Source organism: Capnocytophaga endodontalis, from assembly GCF_002209445.1.
Taxonomy (GTDB): domain Bacteria; phylum Bacteroidota; class Bacteroidia; order Flavobacteriales; family Flavobacteriaceae; genus Capnocytophaga; species Capnocytophaga periodontitidis.
In genome coordinates this window covers 689,726-706,292 of sequence record NZ_CP022022.1, presented here as the reverse complement: position 1 = coordinate 706,292, position 16,567 = coordinate 689,726, and the positions used below count along the sequence as shown (strand labels likewise).

Sequence of the window (16,567 nt, the reverse complement as noted above, 5' to 3'; positions counted from 1 at the left end):
TTTTAAACCCATTATAAATAAGTTTAGCGAGGCAAAGGTATAATAAAATATTTACAAAGCAAACTTTTTTATCTTTTTTTTGCTTTTTTCAATAAATGTTCAAAAATATCTATTTTCTTTGAATTATCTCTCCTTAGATATTTTCTACCTGTTTCATTATTATCTTTTAATTCTTGAAGATATGGGAATCTGGTTAGATTAGGAGCTTCTTCAAAGTGCTTATTTCCTCCATCATCTAATTTATCTTTTGGAATAAGTTTTATAAACGCTTGTGTTTCGGGTCTATTATAAATTTCTTTCGTAATTTCAAACACCAAAATTCCATTTTCATCATCTCTTACACCTCCATCAATAAAATATGTAAGTCCATTGCTGGGATAAATAATTTTAGCTTTAGGAAGCCCTCCAAAGGCTATTCCTTCTATTACTTGTAGTTTGCTAAAATTAATGTCAGATTTCAAATTAGGAAGATTTAGAAGACGAACAGTACTTGCTGAAATAGGAGCGGGAGCATTATTTAAGTTAGGGAAGATTATTTCCTCTAATAATGGACAGTTATCTATACGTAAGGCTGTTAGCTCTCCATTTGAATCATAACCTTTAGCTCCTAATTGCATAAATGTTTTAGAAGATGAAAGATCTATTTTTTGTATAGAAGGATTGTTGCTAACTTTTATAGCCCTTAACTTTTCAACATTTGAAAAGTCTATTTTTGGAGTATTTATCCATTCTATAACAAATATACTTACATTCTTTCCTATCTTTACATAAGGGAAAGTAATGGTTTTGCTTGCTGTCATTGTTAAAAAAACACCTCCACTGAGACGTGGGTTATTAAATATATACTCAATACCTTCAATGTTATTTATTTTTGAAGTATCTACTACGTTGGGGTCTCTTTGAACTGCTTGGTCAATAACTATATCAGTTTGTGTTTCTTCTATTTTTAAGTTTTTGCTAATATCTATTTTGTCATTAGTTATTACACTTGGAAAGTTTTGTTTGATATAACGCAACAACACAGGATCAGGTACCTCGCGCAAGGTAGTATATTTCTCAGCTGTACCCTGTGCGTTGAGCATCTGTACATCACTCTTAGGCGCAAGTTTTACGTAGGCAGGCAATACATCCATATTGTACTTAGCGGTTGCAGGCAATACCAGCTTATCAAAACTGCGAATCAGCTTATAAGGCTCTTGGGCATTGTCACTATAGTCGGTAGTAGCGAGGTTCTTAAAGTCGTACAGCTCATTACCGCTTAGGTTTACGTTCTTTACCGTTGCTGGCAATGCCCCAAAGTCAAATTCTTGTGCAAACTTGTTGTTGCTGAGGTTTACCTCACTAAGTGCTGGGAACGCCTCTAAGCCTTTTACATCGGTGAGCTGTTTGCCACTGAGGTTGAGTGAAGTAGTGGTGCGCACCTTGTCGTTTACCACAAGAGTATTGCCTTCAAAAGTGAAGCCTTGTTCTTTTAAGGCAGTTACCAAAGCAGGGTTTTCAATAGCTACTTTGCCATTTTCTGGTTTTGGAGGTTCTGGGCTATCGCTTTTCTTGCAAGCATTGCCTAAAGCGATGAGCACTACAGCTATCATCACTTTTACTGAATGTTGGATATAATTTCTCATAGTTAAAATATTTATGGTTATATAAAATCTTTATACTCATCTATTTATTATTCCTCCTCGTCATCATATAAAGGAAGATAATCAAACACTCTTAGAGAAGGAGCGTCATTAAATCTCGCAACACCTATTTTTTTATCAGGGATATATGTTTCAACAAATTTTTTGGTTTCTGGGCGATCAAAAATCTCTTCAGTAGGGGTAAAAAACAGTGTACCATTCTTGTCGTCTCTTTCTCCATGCATCATAAACTTTGTCGTACGTCAAAGTCCCAAAAACTTTGAAAAAGTTTATAATACTGATAATCAATCACTTTTAAAGTGTATTATGTAGGAAAGCCAGCGATAGCTGGGTATGTGCTGCAAACGCCCCCTCAAGAAAAACTTTTAGGACAGCCCCTTAAAGTTACTACTTTTTAGTAAGTATCAAAATGTACAGAAGCATCAAAATTTACAAATAAAAGATAGGTTCCGCTACTTTCCAAAGTAAATTCTACTTTTGTCGCATTATCTTTCTTAAAGAATTTACCTCTAATATTGGCAGGGTAATCAGTCAACAGTAAGTTTACTCCATTAGAAAAGCTTCCTGAAAAAGTACCGTCACTATTTAATGTGATACCCTTAACGTTGATAGTTAGTTTAGCAGGCATTCTTCCTACTTTAAAAGCATCAACACTTAGGTTAAACTTGTTATTGCCGTTTTTGGTGATATTTACCGTTCTATCAGAAACAGAGCCCTTATTTTCTCCGTTCATCTTTACTTGGTTAATTTCACCTTTGTAATTTCCCACTACACTATCTACAATGAAGTTAGAATTAACAGAGGGATGTTCGCTAACAACTGTCGTCTCATTAGCGTTTTGTGAGTTCCCTTCATTAGATGGATGATCAGCAATGTTCGCCTCTTCTTTTTGGCATCCTACTAATGCCATTCCTAAGATAGCTACAAAAGCTATCGATTTAAATAAATTTGACATAGTTATTAAATTTAGATAATTACTTTTTATGCTTAGAGTTTCCGAATCTAAGTTTTACGATTTCGTTAAGAGTTAGTGCTTTATTGTTAGTTTTATTTAAAAAACTTCGGTTGTGGATGGAAGGTCGGCCACTTTCATTATTGGTGTCAGTATAGTCATAAATTTCTGAATCCTCTAATAAATTATCTACAAAATTGTATGAAGTTGTAATTCTATTATTAGGAAGATATTTTTGAATAAAAGCTTTTGTTTCCTCTTTGTCGTATATATCTTTTGTAATAGTTAAAATTAATTTTCCAAACTGACCTTCTTTTTCTTTATTTCCTCCTATTGTAAAATATTTAATATCAGCAGGATATATAATTTTAGTAGTTGCTGGTATTTTAGCTAATTGAAGAGAAGAAAAAACTTGTATTTTACTTAAATCAATAGTAGAAGTAAGCTTAGGTAATTCTAAAAGAGAGATTGCAAATATTGAAATAGGAGAAACGGTACTTTTAGAAACATCAGGCAAGGTAAAAGTTTTTAAATTAGGGCAATCTGCAATTATAATAAAATCACCTACAAAACCCAAATGACTTGTTTCTCCTCGTTGCATAATTTTTTTAGAGGCTGATAAATTGACATTAGTAATACCTTTATTATGAACAGCCCAAAAAGCAAAAAGATCTTCTGCTCTGGTTAAGTTTAGGTTAGGTGTACTAACCCCATAGAGGACAACACTTCCTGTTTTGGGTGATATCTTTAAATTATCCACTACAAAATTTTCATCAGGTAAGGTTCGTATTTCTACATCTCCGCGAAATAAAGGATTATTTGTAATAAAAATAATGCCTTCTAAGTTTTTAAGGTTAGCAAATTCAGGCTCATTATAACCTTCTTCACCTTTTAATATTTTTACAGCATTGGCTCTTTCATCTACTTTTATACTCTTGCTAATATCAATCTTATCACCACTAAACACACTTGCAAAATTAGCTTTCAAATATTGCAACAACACAGGGTCAGGCACCTCTCGCAAGGTAGTATATTTCTCAGCTGTACCTTGTGCGTTGAGCATCTGTACATCACTCTTAGGCGCAAGTTTTACGTAGGCCGGCAATACGTCCATATTGTACTTAGCGGTTGTAGGTAATACGATCTTATCAAAACTGCGAATGAGTTTATAAGGCTCTTGGGCATTGTCACTATAGTCGGTAGTAGCGAGGTTTTTAAAGTCGTACAGCTCATTACCACTGAGGTTTACACTCTTTACCGTTGCAGGCAATGTACCAAAATCGAATGTTTGTGCAAACTTGTTGTTGCTGAGGTTTACCTCACTAAGGGCTGGAAACGCCTCCAAGCCTTTTACATCGGTGAGCTGTTTGCCACTGAGGTTAAGTGAAGTAGTGGTGCGCACCTTGTCGTTTACTACAAGGGTATTGCCTTCAAAAGTAAAGCCTTGTTCTTTTAAGGCAGTTACCAAAGCAGGGTTTTCAATAGCTACTTTGCCATTTTCTGGTTTGGGAGGTTCTGGGCTATCGCTTTTCTTGCAAGCACTGCCCAAAGCGATGAGCGTTATAGCTATCATCACTTTTACTGAATGTTGGATATAATTTATCATACGATAAAATGTATTTGTAAAATGAATTAGTTTAAAATTTGGTGCAAAGGTATAAATATTATTTAGAATAGTGATAAAGAGTGTATAAAATATGTATTATTTCTTACAGCTATAGTAAGCAGGTAATAAACAATAGTTGATTATGAGTTAGATTCACTTACATTTTTTTACAAAACTATTTGCTAATATCTAAATTTGTACTACCTTTGCCCTTACAAATCATTATTTACGAATAACCAATAAATAAAAATACCAATATGGATATCCAAGGACGAATCATCAAAATTACACCTACACAAACCGTAGGGCAAAATGGCTTCCAACGCCGCGATGTTATAATTATGACCGAGGAACAATACCCTCAGTACATCCCATTTGACTTTGTACAGGAAAAATGTGCGCTACTCGATAACTTTCAAGAAGGACAAATAGTGCGCATCAGTTTCAATATTCGCGGTCGTGAGTGGGTAAACCCTCAAGGAGAGACCAAATACATTGTAAACTTACAAGGATGGCGTATCGAAAATGCCGAAATGGCACAAAACTATCCTCCGCAAGGGCAAGCTTACCCACAAGGCTATGGGCAACCTGCTTACCCTCCACAAGGCTATGCACAACCACAATACCAACAGGCGCCCCCTCAATATCAGCAAGCAGCCCCTCAGTACCAACAACAAGTGCCTCCTCAATACCCACCTCAAACTGCTCAACAATCATTCCAACCTTCTCCACAACAAGCTTTTGGCACTCCTCCAGCACAAAGTGCTCCAACTGCTGAACCCGAAGACGATCTACCATTCTAAGAATGACATACTTAATAAACAACGAAACACCTTTTCCTTCCCCCGATACCGCTTCGGAGGAAGGAATTGTGGCTTTTGGAGGTTCTCTCTCCCCTACCCGACTCATAGAAGCCTATTCTCAAGGCATTTTTCCTTGGTATAATGAGGGGGAACCTGTACTATGGTGGTGTCCCGACCCTCGCTTTGTGCTTTTCCCCGAAAAACTGCATATTGGCAAAAATATGCGCAAACTCCTCCGCAAAGCTCCTTATCGCGTTACCTACAACCGTTGTTTTACCCAAGTGATGCAGCAATGCGCTACAGTGCCCCGCAAAGACCAACACGGCACTTGGATTCACCCCGAACTTATAGAAGCCTATACAATCCTTCATCAGCAAGGAATTGCACACTCGGTAGAGGTATGGCAAGACGAAACCCTTGTAGGCGGCTTATACGGACTTCAAATCGGCAAAATTTTCTGTGGAGAAAGTATGTTTAGCAAGCAGCCTAACGCCTCACAGTACGGTTTTATCACTTTCCTGCAAGCCCACCCTCATATCGCCTTAGTAGATTGCCAAATTCACAGTGAATATTTAGAAAGTTTAGGCGCTGAAGAAATCCCAAGAGCAACATTTTTAAAATTATTAACCATCAATCGTTAAAAGTACAGATTCGCGTTTCACATACCCAGCTGTGAGCCCTCACTGACTTTGTAGGCGTTTTATAGCCGATATTCTTTTTAAAAATTGTAGATAGTGTGTTATATGAAAGAAATAGAATTGTTTAGACATATAAAGGACTGCATCGGTATGTTTGTACCCGATAGTACTTATAATAACTATGTATCTCTTATTATTGGCTATGATTTAGCTAAAGATAATATATTGTTAGAGGGGTTTAGCGAGTGGTTAGCTTCTAAATACAAATTACCGACTAACTTTGCCTTTTCTCAACAAATTAAATATTACCTTTTTAAAAAAGATTTCACAAAAACTTTAACTAAAGAAGATGAAATGCTTTTAATCCATTGTTTGTACGAAAAATTAGTAGAGTTTTGGGAAGAAAACAACAAAATCTAAAAAATACTCTGATTATTCATTATGAAAATAGATGATAAACTACTAAAAGACTCCCTTATTGAGTCTAAAATACCAGCTAATGACTTTGGTATAGTAAGTAAAGAATACAAAACTAAAATACTGAGCAAGTATGTGGATAATACCCAATTGAATAGCGGACGATTTTTACGATATTTTGAATGTCTTAAAGATTTAGGAAAGGTATATTATGGGGTAGAAGCTATAAGAGCTATTTTAGAGTTGCCATTAGAAGGTGATTTTTTTATCTTTACAGAAAAAGGAGATGATATATACAAAATATCTGGGTGGAATAATATAAAGTTAATTATACCTCAATTACCCAGTAGCTTAGATGTTTATATAACAGATGTAAATTTAGATGCTATGATTTGTTTGACGAGCGAAGATAATGTAATTATCAGTGGTAAAAATCCTTTTACTCGTTAAAATCTCAAAGTAGAGGAGTAGTTAATTTATGGAATATATCCTATCTGTTTGAAGCAAACACCCCGCCTTTTTTCTTTAGAAGATAGGAATATTTTTAGAAATAAGGAACATTCAACAAACACCAATTTATCTAAATAGAAATGGATATATTAGAGATAGAGAAAATAATAAAAAACTTTTTAGACCTTAGCTTTATAGGGCTTTCTTTTAAACTTCCTGTTTATACAGAAGGTGATTTTTATATTATAGGAGTTGATTACGAGGATAAAATAGGGGTTAGCCATAGCAACCATTCTGTTTATTCCCTATCAGAGAGTACTCTTTTTATAAATTCGTCCTTAAACCAACTCATAGATTGCTTGCTGTTTTTTACTAAAAATTTTGATTTTCAGGAAGAATATAGCGATACATTACGCTTGGAAAAGCTAAAAACTATAAAAAGACATTTTTTAAAAATAGACACTCCTTGTTTGGATCAAAAACACTTGGTGGAGTTATATCTTAGAACAAGTAGAGGAGGGGATATTATAACAATTAACAACTTATTTATAAAAAAAAGATGAAAGAAAAATTATTTATATGGTTTATGACTACAACACGCTGGAGAACAGGGGTGCCCCAGTTCTTTTACAATGCTGAGTTATCGGATTTAGAAAATCCTACTAATTCTGATTGGAAATATATGAAAAACGTCCCTTCTCAGATGCTTCTTACCTATAAAAACAAAGGAAATGTTAGGTTCGACTGGGTTTTCTATAGAAATAGAATAATGGTTGTCTCAGAAGAGTTTTTATCTTTTCTATCAGCGTATTGGGGGGAAAATCGTTATGTAGTATCTCCTTGTTTGGTGCAACACTCGAAAGGAGTATCTTGCTCGGATAAGTCCTACTTTGTTCTTTTTCTTTTAGAGGTGGATAATTCTTCTTTTATCGTAGAAGAAGAAGGGAAAAAACGTATGGCGGGTAATCGTTTTGAATATCTATACCCCAATATAACTATAAAAGAGCAGAAAAAAGGAGTGTTCTATTACGATAGGATAGCTTACGAACAAGGGTTGCTATTCACAGAAGAGACAAAAGATATTGTTTTGAGTTCATTCTATAAACCTGAGATTTATTTGATAGAAGATTTTCCTACAGCTTATAACAATATGAATAAAAAAGAAGAGTTTTTACCCCCCCTCTCTAACACATTATGAAAAAATGGAATTATTTTTATGAGAAAATAAGAGATGAATTATTGCAAATAGATAGTGATTTCAACACTCCTTATCTTTCTATATTGCAGGAAAACACCTTATTATTAGAAGATTGGGTGTTAAGAAGTAATTTAGCTAATTATAAAGCAATATATCTAAATTCTAATTTGCAAGGATTTAATAAAATGGTATTTTTGCCATTTCATTTTAACTTTGATTGGTGTTCCATAAAACAAGAAGTTTATTATTCAACAAGAAAAGAGCCATCAACCTTTGATAGTTTTATTTCAAATCTTTATTATTTGTTTGACTTTTTATTGTCCTATAATACTCTTATAGAATGCCCAACCTACAAAGATAACGAATTATATTATCGCAAATTTAATGGAGAAGTAATTTATGAATGTAAATTTCCTCCTATGTTATATGATTTAACTTTTAATGTCATTACAACATTTATTTCTATAGACTATTGTGAGAGAGAAATATTAGAAGAAAAAGGATTTTATAGAGGATAAAAAGGTTTATAGTTATTATACTAACAGCTTGTAGCTTATATAGTATAAGTGTTTTCAGATACAAAAACTAATATACAAACAGATAAGTTTAACACAGTACACGAGTTAGTCGAATGTATTAATGACTATTGGTATGAATATATTTCTGAAGGGTTTAATTTCTTGAAGAAAGAAATACACTTCATAGCCGATTTCTTTCCTTTTATAGAGCTAGGAGTGTTACCCTTTTCTATTACCGAGTATGTTCAAAAACAATTATCCTACCTTGAATTAACCTATAATGACTTTGAAATAAAAGCAACAACATTGAAAAAGGATTTCTTTGCAAATCTTAGTAAATATAGGGGGCATATAGATGAGAAAACAAGAGAACAACATTTAGTAAATTTACTATTATGCTTCTTTTCTAACCATCTAGAATCAGAAGAGTCTATTATATACTATGTTCTTGATGATCTCCTATTTTTTAAAGTACCCGAAGAGTTTATAATAGAGAAACTACATCAATATTTTGCTGAAATTATACATATCATAGATCATAAAGAATGAAATATTAAGTACATTGTTAAGTTTCCTATGCTTTACCAATCTATAAAAAAACAAAATAATAAGCATAACATTTTACAAGTATGAAAATAGAAGCAATTAACAAAGGGAGTGAAGCAAAAGCCCTTGCTTTTCAGGAGCTTTTAGGCTTTACCTTGCCCGATGATTATTTTAATTTTTTAGCCCAAAATGACGGCGCTACCATTGATGAAGCCTATTTCTATGTAAAGGATATAGAGGAATACATTATGTTTGATCTTTTCTATGATATAAAAAAATGTATAAAAATCTATGAAGAGTTCAGTGACGATTTTCCGAGCAAAAGCCTTGTCATCGGGAGAGATCCAGGAGGAGGAATGCTCCTTTTAGTAACCACAGACGTAGGTGATTTCTCCAAAGGGATTTATTTCTATGATCACTCTCACTTTTTTGAGGCTTCCAATAGCGATTGTAATACCTACTTTATATGCGATACATTCAGCGAGTTTATAACCATTTTAGAGCATACTACTTTACCACAATAGATAATAAACCCTAAGAAATATTTTCAACAAGTAACATCAAATCAAAATGACAGAAGAAGCGCGAACAGAAGCATTAAGTCAGCTTATCTATAAGTGTGCTAAAGAAGCATTCTTGGAATTGTTTAAGAACAAGGAACATTATTACAATTGTGTATTACTTGCTCCTGCCGAGGGCTATGCACCTATTCTATCAGCTTGGTCTTATGAAGCCTTAGACAGAGAGATACCTAAACATCCCAAAGAAGAAATTTGGTTATACAAATGGAACTTTGCCGATTCGCCTTATTACGCTTTTGGTGAAGAATATTTCAAGCCTGTTCAAAGTTTGTTAGATACTTATCCTAGTATTCTTAATATGGAAGACGAAGATGAAATAGAACGAGAGTTTGAACTAAGAATCTCGGCAATGGTACAAGCGATGCAAAAATTGGATCAGGAAGGTGTTTTCTCAATCAATCAGCCGAGAGAGCAAGTTTATATCAACGTTGAGTGTATTCCTAACGACAATTCTGATGTAGATAGAGCCCTTTTACTCAATGAAGCAAAGAACATTCAAGAATGGTTAAAAGATAATCCCAAAGTAGAGGAATAATACTATTTATTATAAAACACAAAGATTAGAATAAATTATAGCTCCTCCCAAAGAGGATTTTAATAGTTAAATATACGTCTAAAGTGCGAGGCTTTTAATTCACCGTCAGGTGAAAATTCGTGAGATAATACAAAACAAAGAGTTCTATACAATCCCAAATTCGTGCAAATTCGTGAAATTCGTGGGAGCTTTTCTCTATACTGCGCCAGCTCACCGACTTTGTACACGTTTTTCTACATCGTTAAAACACAATTGATATGAATAAACCATTAGATATTATATTAAGCTCCGTCAGAAAGGTAGCGTGGCAAGCGCTAAAAGATCGTTTAGGCTTTATAGATTACAATATCGCTGATATATTGAACAACCTTATTGATGATGATCCTCACAAAAGAAATATCGCTTATTGGCAGTTAGACAACCATATTGTTATACAAGGAGGTCTATCCGAAAGCTGTTTTTATATACTACCTTTTCTTAATGAATTGGTAACCATTACAAACAACAGACTCGAACTTCTAAATATTATTTTTGAAATATTCAATGGTAACGACAGAAATGCGCAAGGTGAGCATATAATAATTAAATATAATACTGAAATAGAGCCGTTTGAGCATTTTATTCCTATTTCAGTAGGGAGGGAAGCCCCTCTTTTACCCTCAATTATAACCTATATGGAAGCTAACAAAAGTGTTTATCTAAAATTGCTGAATGATATATCTTCTGTAGAAGAACTTGAAACGCTTTTGTATATTATTTTATGTTTTAAAAGAGATCCTTTTATCAAAGAATGCTTTTATTCAGCAAAAAATAATGAAAAAAATAGCATATATAATGAAATTTTTGAAGGTTTTATAGTCGATATTGAAGAAGTGCATTCTCTTTAGAAATTAAAAAAGTAAAAGTATTTATGGATAATATAATAGATTAGTTTGAAGAAAAAAGAAATTGTAGATAGTGTGTTATAATGAAATATATGTTTTATCTCCCTAAAAAAATAATGAGTGACTTTTTGTACATAATAGTACTCACTCTTTTAGTAATAAAAATATTCTTTGCTTATATAGAAAGTAATAGCTTTTTCAGCACTAAATTTTTATCATATCTATTCTCTATTAAACCTGATATTGTAAAATTTATAAATAAATTCTCTATTTACTACTCAGTAAAACTATCTTTTTTACTTATTTGGATTTTTTGTTTGCATTTTATTATTTTCAAAATAATCAAGTATATATTAAAAAAATGCAATATTAGTGACTACAGTTACTATGTTTTTCCTATAGTAATATTTCTATGGTATTATTATTTTCCTATGATAATAGCTGTTATTTTTCTAACATTTTATGAGTATATTAGTGCTAGAGAGGTTTTAGAAATCTGTATAAACCCTTTTTTATGGGTACAATAATTCTAATAATTCACCGTCAGGTGAAAAATTCGTGAGATAATACAAAACAAAGACTTTTATACAATCCCAAATTCGTGAAAATTCGTGAAATTCGTGGGCTTATCTCTATAAATCACCCCCATTTTGCCTCACAATTCGTGAAATCCAGCAGCGCCAGCCGCCAATCCCTTCACACCACTTTTGTTAATTCTTAATTGTCAATTGTTAATTGAATAATCTCTTCTTATTAGAAAAAACTTTTTGATTTCCACTAAAAAATCATTACCTTTGTCAGCGTATTACCTTTTAAATTCCTAAACAGATGAAATTTTACTTGTTACTAATGGCTTTTTCACTCTTTTTTTGCTCTACCAAAGAACAAAAAAGCGACAAAAATACCATAGAGAAAGCACAAAAATCCAATGAAAATGAAATCTTAAAGATTAAATATTTTTATGTAGAACCTGAGATCCCTATAAATATCGACAAAGATGAACTAGAAATAGTTGAAGTTACTAAAAACAGATTTCTAATCCATGAACAGATTTACAACAAGGGAGTTCTTAAAGATTCTACAATAATAGATATCCCTTTCAATGCAGATAGTCTTTTTTCATCAATACCTAAAGCATATCTCAATAATGCTAAAGCATATCCTTTTTTAAATTTCAAATTCATTCGTGATTATCCTTACGAATGTTTCTATATTTTCAGACAAAGAGATACTATCGAATGGCATATTGCTGACGAACTACTTCCTGAAGACTTTGTTTTCTACAAGAATTTTAAAGAATTCCGATTGGAACAATTAAGTAAGAGAACTAAATAGATGGTAAAAAATGCGTATATTGGGCTAAAAAGGATGTCACCCAGATGTTTTTTTGTAAGGTCTAATGAAGAAAAAGTTCTAAATAATGAAACTATATAAAATTGTATTTTTATTTTGGATTTACAATATCTTTGCGATATTTCAGTTCTCTTGGATGACTGGAGTTTGGTTTGATACAGAAAATCTGATGCAACGAATGGATTATGAAATATACAAACCACCTTTGTGGCAATATCAAGTGTATTACATATTGTTTGGGGTGTATGTAGTGATTTGTTCTTTATTATTATACCTTTGGCAAAAGAAGATAAGAGATGCTGATAGGGCAATCATTGTTTGGGTGTTACATATTATATGGGTATTATTTTTTATATTAGGCTGGATAATTACTATTTAAAAATATGTTTTTGTTCTACAACACTTGCGAAGCTATAAACCTTTTATTACAATATGGGTCAAGAGTTGAGAAATAATAATCCTTGATTAACAGAATGTTGTTGCTTTTACATCGCATCTCCCTCTTTGAAGGAAGTCCGCAAGAGAGGTGGATGTTTTAAATCCGATGATGGTAACACTTTGCAGAGCTAATTGTTCATTAACTATTAATGCGAATCAAGAGTTGAAAAAGTAGAAAAAATAAAAGTAGTCTGATAAATCACTATCTTTGTGGTGTCAAAAAAAAATCAGATATAAATGATAAATCAGACTACGGCGACAAAATTAGTAAAAATATATTTAACAATATGTCAAAAATACGATAATTATTTACAATATTTTTGTCAGCGATTTAGCAATAACAACAAACCTGTATTTACAGATCAAGAAGTTATTACAATTTATCTATTTTGCACTGGTGTTGAACACAAGTACAAAATAAAAGAAATGTATAATTTCATCAAAGATTACTGGCTTGATTGGTTCCCTAAAATACCTTCTTATCAAGCCTTTAATAATCGTTTAAACAGACTTAGCGAAGTCTTTAAGCATATATCTATTGAACAAATTTTAATAGGAATGTCAGAGCAAAGAGAAATGTCTATCAATATTTTAGACTCTTGTCCTATTGTTACTTGTAAAGGAAATGGCAAAGGAAAAGTAGCTCGTGATTTTACTGATAAAAGCTATTGTTCCTCGAAAAAAATGTGGTATTATGGTGTGAAACTACACGCCTTAGGTGCTTATCAAAAAGGTACTCTTCCTTATTTGAAAGATTATATTGTTACCAAAGCTAGTGAAAATGATTTAAGTGTTTTCAAAGAAAATTGGCAAGAGCTAACAGATACTTGTTTTATTGCTGACAAGATTTATCAAAGTGCTGCTGTTAATGAAGTTTTGAAATCAAATAATAGTGAAATGATAACACCTATAAAAATGAAAAAGAACAAGTCAGAAGTATTAAAACAGAGAGATTTTGCTTTTGAATCTTTGTATAATAAGGCTGTTTCATCTATAAGACAACCTATTGAATCGTTCTTTAATTGGTTGAATGAAAAGACTCAAATACAATATGCTGGAAAAGTGCGCTCTAGCAAAGGACTTTTTGTCCATATCTTTGGAAAAATAGCTACTGCATTACTCTTTGAAAATTTATTTTAAACCTTGATTAGCATTATTAACCTTTTATTCTTCTGAAATACCGTAAATTTCATTTAAACACGCTTTAAATTCTGCTTTAGAATGAATTTCTTTCTCAAAAAGGACTGTTCCATTATCTGCACTCAAAGTGATGTATTTCCCTTCTGGTCCTCTTCTATAAGGTGCTGGAATACAAATAACATAAACAGGTTTTTGATGATTTGCTCTACGAACGTCTAACTTCAAGGAGACATCCATCAAATCGAGATGAAATTTCTGTTTGCAAATAGTTTTTAGCTCATCAATAGATATTTTATAAGGGGCATCCCAATCTTCTTCTTTAGTAATCTTCCCATTTGCGCCGTAATGATAGGTCTTCCCTACAAGCATATCATAAAAAAATGTAGTGCTTTTTATAAGTTTATTACTATGAACATCATACTGATACACATACCCATAAGGGTGTACAACACTGCTGAACATTATCTGTTTTATTCGTTCGTCTATAAGTATTTGCACTTTATCATCTCCTTTTCGCAAATAAGTAATCGACCCTCCACAAAATACAAAGGAAGTATCGGGTTGCCAATCTTTAAAACTTATTTTGCTAAAATCTTTCATTTTTTGAATCTGAAAAGGCTGGGCATTCCCTACTAAACTGAATGCTAACAATACTAAAAATAGGGTAACTTGTTTCATCTTTCTAATGTGTTTTAACCAAAAATTCGTGCGACGAGAAAACACACCACTATCCCATAGAGCACAGGCAACAGGGTAGCAATAAGTGTCCATTTCTTGCTGTGGGTTTCTTTGTAAATAGTGTAGATAGTCGTACTACAAGGGTTGTGTAACAAGCTGAAAAGCATTAGATTTACAGCCGTGAGGAGTGTCCATCCACCAGCGTGTAGCAATACGCCCACTTGTGAGGTGGAGGCTTCCATAAGTACACCAGCTCCCTCGCCTACTGCTGTTTGTCCTAATACCATAGTGGTGAGCATTAACACCGTAGGGATTACAATTTCATTGGCGGGAATAGCAACAATATAAGCGAGCAAAATCACTCCGTTCAAACCTATAAACACACCTATAGGGTCTAAGCCTTGTATAAGCCAAAGCGCAATGGGTTGCTGGGCTATTTGCAAGTTGCATATTAGCCATATCACTGCTCCTGCAGGGGCAGCAAACACAATAGCACGCCAAAGTACGATAAGGGTTCTATCAATAAGTGAGGTGTAGAGTGTTTGAAAAAAACGCGGCGGACGATAAGGCGGCAATTCCAATACAAAAAATGATGATTCTCCTTTGAGGAGGGTCTTGCTCAACAACCACGAGGTGAGGAATGAAAATACTATACCCAACACTGCGATTCCTATCACTGCGAGCATCGCAACTGTACCGCTCCACTGCTTGGGAACTAATGCCCCAATGAACAAGGTCGCAATAAGTATTTGGGTAGGCCAACGCCCATTGCAAAGCGAGAAGTTATTGGTGATAATGGCTATCAGTTTCTCACGCGGACTGTTGATAATGCGTGTCGCTACTACCCCTGCAGCATTACAGCCAAAGCCCATACTCATTGTGAGGGCTTGTTTGCCGTGAGCGCCCGCGGTGCGGAAGAGCTTGTCGAGATTGAAAGCCACACGTGGTAAGTAACCAAAATCTTCAAGAAGAGTAAACAAAGGGAAGAATATCGCCATTGGGGGCAACATCACCGAAATCACCCACGTGGTGGCTAAATATACCCCATCGATGAGGAAACCACTGAGCCACCAAGGAAAATGCAAGGCATTGGCTCCATTTTTCAAAAGCGGATAAAGCCACCCTACAAACAGATCCGAAAGCCATTGTGAAGGATAATTAGCCCCGATAATAGTAATCCACAACACGCCTGCCAACAGCAGAAACATAATAGGAAAACCCCAAATTTTATGCGTAACTACCCTATCAATCGCACGATCGATACGGAAAGAACGCGCCGAAAAATCAGTACTTACCGAAGCGTTAATCAGCTTCGTAGCTTCAGCATAAATTGCCTCTACCAAATCATTGCGGTAGGTATCGCCTAAAATCTTGTGATACTCATCGGCTATACGCAGCGCTCGTGTTTGTTTTTCGGGATTATTTTCAGCTGAAAAAGTGCCTGCTATAACCCCTTTTTGCACGCTCTCATCACCTTCAATGAGTCGCATAGCAAGCCAACGAGTATTTGGTAAATCGGGGTTGAGTTCAGAAAGTGCCGATTGCAGTTCAGCAATAGCTTCAGCATTTTCTTTAGGAAGATCTATGTAAGTCTGTTTTTTGGTTTGAAATTTACCACTTACTACATCTTCAATAGCAAAAAGCAAATCGGCAATCCCTTCTTTAGTACGTGCTGAAGTCGCCACCACAGGAATACCCAAATCGCGAGAAAGAGTACGCGTATCAATAGTGATATGATGGCGGCGTGCCTCATCCATCAAGTTGAGACACAGTACCGCTTTATCTGTAATTTCAAGTATTTGCAATGCCAAGCTGAGGTTGCGCTCTAATCGACTTGCATCTACTACAATCACCGTTACATCGGGTTTGCCAAAGAGAATAAAATCGCGTGCTACTTCCTCGTCTTCCGAGGTAGAGAGCAACGAATATGTACCTGGCAGGTCGATAATGCGATAACGCTGATCGTGATAGGAAAAACTCCCCTCAGCGCGGGTAACGGTTTTGCCAGGCCAGTTGCCCGTATGCTGACGCAACCCTGTGAGCGCATTAAAAACGGTACTCTTGCCCGTGTTAGGATTTCCTGCAAGAGCAATGGTATAGTGGTAAGTGCCCGCCTCCTCGCCTAAAGGTTTTAAGGAAGCTGAAGGATTAAGTGCACAAGTATCACAAATATTTTTCATAGTCGTA

General features: G+C 34.3%; 20 protein-coding genes. 14 read left to right on the top strand and 6 right to left on the bottom strand.

Annotated features, from left to right (window positions below):
* Positions 1-68 precede the first annotated feature (68 nt).
* From CBG49_RS03475 to CBG49_RS03460, 4 genes are all read right to left on the bottom strand, one after another.
* Positions 69-1,625, bottom strand: coding sequence for a leucine-rich repeat domain-containing protein (locus tag CBG49_RS03475; protein WP_088593393.1), 1,557 nt, complete (start codon positions 1,623-1,625; stop codon positions 69-71).
* A 47-nt stretch (positions 1,626-1,672) separates the two neighbouring features.
* Entirely contained in the window at positions 1,673-1,870 is a 198-nt protein-coding gene (locus CBG49_RS03470) for a hypothetical protein (RefSeq protein WP_088593392.1), read from the bottom strand.
* Positions 1,871-2,037: 167 nt separating this feature from the next.
* On the bottom strand, positions 2,038-2,598 hold the full coding sequence (locus CBG49_RS03465) for a calycin-like domain-containing protein (protein WP_088593391.1): 561 nt from the start codon (positions 2,596-2,598) through the stop codon (positions 2,038-2,040).
* Between the two features lie 19 nt (positions 2,599-2,617).
* Entirely contained in the window at positions 2,618-4,201 is a 1,584-nt protein-coding gene (locus tag CBG49_RS03460; protein ID WP_088593390.1) for a leucine-rich repeat domain-containing protein, read from the bottom strand.
* Between the two features lie 257 nt (positions 4,202-4,458).
* On the opposite strand from CBG49_RS03460, the gene CBG49_RS03455 reads away from it, so the two are divergent.
* From CBG49_RS03455 to CBG49_RS03385, 14 genes are all read left to right on the top strand, one after another.
* Complete coding sequence (locus CBG49_RS03455; RefSeq protein ID WP_088593389.1) at positions 4,459-5,004, top strand: DUF3127 domain-containing protein; 546 nt, start codon at positions 4,459-4,461, stop codon at positions 5,002-5,004.
* Positions 5,005-5,006: 2 nt separating this feature from the next.
* A complete protein-coding gene (aat, locus tag CBG49_RS03450) occupies positions 5,007-5,645 on the top strand; it encodes a leucyl/phenylalanyl-tRNA--protein transferase (RefSeq protein WP_088593388.1) in 639 nt (212 codons plus the stop codon).
* A 102-nt stretch (positions 5,646-5,747) separates the two neighbouring features.
* Positions 5,748-6,062, top strand: a complete 315-nt coding sequence (locus tag CBG49_RS03445; protein ID WP_167372067.1) for a hypothetical protein — start codon at positions 5,748-5,750, stop codon at positions 6,060-6,062.
* A gap of 21 nt (positions 6,063-6,083) precedes the next feature.
* Positions 6,084-6,509 carry a hypothetical protein gene (locus CBG49_RS03440; RefSeq protein WP_088593386.1) on the top strand — a complete coding sequence of 142 codons (426 nt, stop codon included), beginning with the start codon at positions 6,084-6,086 and terminating at the stop codon, positions 6,507-6,509.
* Between the two features lie 140 nt (positions 6,510-6,649).
* Complete coding sequence (locus CBG49_RS03435) at positions 6,650-7,072, top strand: immunity protein (protein ID WP_227002946.1); 423 nt, start codon at positions 6,650-6,652, stop codon at positions 7,070-7,072.
* On the top strand, positions 7,069-7,707 hold the full coding sequence (locus CBG49_RS03430; protein WP_088593385.1) for an Imm43 family immunity protein: 639 nt from the start codon (positions 7,069-7,071) through the stop codon (positions 7,705-7,707). The genes CBG49_RS03435 and CBG49_RS03430 overlap by 4 nt, the downstream gene beginning before the upstream one ends.
* Entirely contained in the window at positions 7,704-8,225 is a 522-nt protein-coding gene (locus CBG49_RS03425) for a hypothetical protein (protein ID WP_088593384.1), read from the top strand. The genes CBG49_RS03430 and CBG49_RS03425 overlap by 4 nt, the downstream gene beginning before the upstream one ends.
* A gap of 48 nt (positions 8,226-8,273) precedes the next feature.
* Positions 8,274-8,774, top strand: coding sequence for a hypothetical protein (locus tag CBG49_RS03420; RefSeq protein WP_088593383.1), 501 nt, complete (start codon positions 8,274-8,276; stop codon positions 8,772-8,774).
* Between the two features lie 80 nt (positions 8,775-8,854).
* The gene (locus tag CBG49_RS03415) at positions 8,855-9,295 is read left to right on the top strand and encodes an SMI1/KNR4 family protein (RefSeq protein WP_088593382.1); all 441 of its coding nucleotides are present in this window, start codon (positions 8,855-8,857) and stop codon (positions 9,293-9,295) included.
* 46 nt (positions 9,296-9,341) lie between these two features.
* Positions 9,342-9,887: a DUF4303 domain-containing protein gene (locus CBG49_RS03410; RefSeq protein ID WP_088593381.1), complete on the top strand. Its 546-nt coding sequence runs from the start codon at positions 9,342-9,344 to the stop codon at positions 9,885-9,887.
* Between the two features lie 257 nt (positions 9,888-10,144).
* Positions 10,145-10,774, top strand: a complete 630-nt coding sequence (locus CBG49_RS03405; RefSeq protein ID WP_088593380.1) for a hypothetical protein — start codon at positions 10,145-10,147, stop codon at positions 10,772-10,774.
* 825 nt (positions 10,775-11,599) lie between these two features.
* Positions 11,600-12,106 carry a hypothetical protein gene (locus CBG49_RS03395; protein ID WP_088593378.1) on the top strand — a complete coding sequence of 169 codons (507 nt, stop codon included), beginning with the start codon at positions 11,600-11,602 and terminating at the stop codon, positions 12,104-12,106.
* Between the two features lie 85 nt (positions 12,107-12,191).
* Positions 12,192-12,503, top strand: coding sequence for a hypothetical protein (locus CBG49_RS03390; RefSeq protein WP_088593377.1), 312 nt, complete (start codon positions 12,192-12,194; stop codon positions 12,501-12,503).
* Positions 12,504-12,799: 296 nt separating this feature from the next.
* Positions 12,800-13,702 carry a transposase gene (locus tag CBG49_RS03385; protein ID WP_088592837.1) on the top strand — a complete coding sequence of 301 codons (903 nt, stop codon included), beginning with the start codon at positions 12,800-12,802 and terminating at the stop codon, positions 13,700-13,702.
* A gap of 24 nt (positions 13,703-13,726) precedes the next feature.
* Here the strand turns inward: CBG49_RS03385 and CBG49_RS03380 are convergent, their stop codons facing one another.
* Together CBG49_RS03380 and feoB are read right to left on the bottom strand one after the other, a co-directional pair.
* Positions 13,727-14,380, bottom strand: coding sequence for a hypothetical protein (locus tag CBG49_RS03380; RefSeq protein ID WP_088593376.1), 654 nt, complete (start codon positions 14,378-14,380; stop codon positions 13,727-13,729).
* A 14-nt stretch (positions 14,381-14,394) separates the two neighbouring features.
* Complete coding sequence (gene feoB / locus CBG49_RS03375; protein ID WP_088593375.1) at positions 14,395-16,560, bottom strand: ferrous iron transport protein B; 2,166 nt, start codon at positions 16,558-16,560, stop codon at positions 14,395-14,397.
* Positions 16,561-16,567 lie beyond the last annotated feature (7 nt).

Bases quoted from the DNA above. Each gene is read 5' to 3' on its own strand.
- CBG49_RS03425 (WP_088593384.1), top strand. From the start codon at position 7,704: ATGAAAAAATGGAATTATTTTTATGAGAAAATAAGAGATGAATTATTG.
- CBG49_RS03465 (WP_088593391.1), bottom strand. From the start codon at position 2,598: ATGTCAAATTTATTTAAATCGATAGCTTTTGTAGCTATCTTAGGAATG.
- CBG49_RS03470 (WP_088593392.1), bottom strand. From the start codon at position 1,870: ATGATGCATGGAGAAAGAGACGACAAGAATGGTACACTGTTTTTTACC.
- CBG49_RS03445 (WP_167372067.1), top strand. From the start codon at position 5,748: ATGAAAGAAATAGAATTGTTTAGACATATAAAGGACTGCATCGGTATG.
- CBG49_RS03440 (WP_088593386.1), top strand. From the start codon at position 6,084: ATGAAAATAGATGATAAACTACTAAAAGACTCCCTTATTGAGTCTAAA.
- CBG49_RS03475 (WP_088593393.1), bottom strand. From the start codon at position 1,625: ATGAGAAATTATATCCAACATTCAGTAAAAGTGATGATAGCTGTAGTG.
- feoB (WP_088593375.1), bottom strand. From the start codon at position 16,560: ATGAAAAATATTTGTGATACTTGTGCACTTAATCCTTCAGCTTCCTTA.
- CBG49_RS03385 (WP_088592837.1), top strand. From the start codon at position 12,800: ATGATAAATCAGACTACGGCGACAAAATTAGTAAAAATATATTTAACA.
- aat (WP_088593388.1), top strand. From the start codon at position 5,007: ATGACATACTTAATAAACAACGAAACACCTTTTCCTTCCCCCGATACC.
- CBG49_RS03380 (WP_088593376.1), bottom strand. From the start codon at position 14,380: ATGAAACAAGTTACCCTATTTTTAGTATTGTTAGCATTCAGTTTAGTA.
- CBG49_RS03395 (WP_088593378.1), top strand. From the start codon at position 11,600: ATGAAATTTTACTTGTTACTAATGGCTTTTTCACTCTTTTTTTGCTCT.
- CBG49_RS03430 (WP_088593385.1), top strand. From the start codon at position 7,069: ATGAAAGAAAAATTATTTATATGGTTTATGACTACAACACGCTGGAGA.
- CBG49_RS03405 (WP_088593380.1), top strand. From the start codon at position 10,145: ATGAATAAACCATTAGATATTATATTAAGCTCCGTCAGAAAGGTAGCG.
- CBG49_RS03415 (WP_088593382.1), top strand. From the start codon at position 8,855: ATGAAAATAGAAGCAATTAACAAAGGGAGTGAAGCAAAAGCCCTTGCT.
- CBG49_RS03460 (WP_088593390.1), bottom strand. From the start codon at position 4,201: ATGATAAATTATATCCAACATTCAGTAAAAGTGATGATAGCTATAACG.
- CBG49_RS03410 (WP_088593381.1), top strand. From the start codon at position 9,342: ATGACAGAAGAAGCGCGAACAGAAGCATTAAGTCAGCTTATCTATAAG.
- CBG49_RS03455 (WP_088593389.1), top strand. From the start codon at position 4,459: ATGGATATCCAAGGACGAATCATCAAAATTACACCTACACAAACCGTA.
- CBG49_RS03390 (WP_088593377.1), top strand. From the start codon at position 12,192: ATGAAACTATATAAAATTGTATTTTTATTTTGGATTTACAATATCTTT.
- CBG49_RS03435 (WP_227002946.1), top strand. From the start codon at position 6,650: ATGGATATATTAGAGATAGAGAAAATAATAAAAAACTTTTTAGACCTT.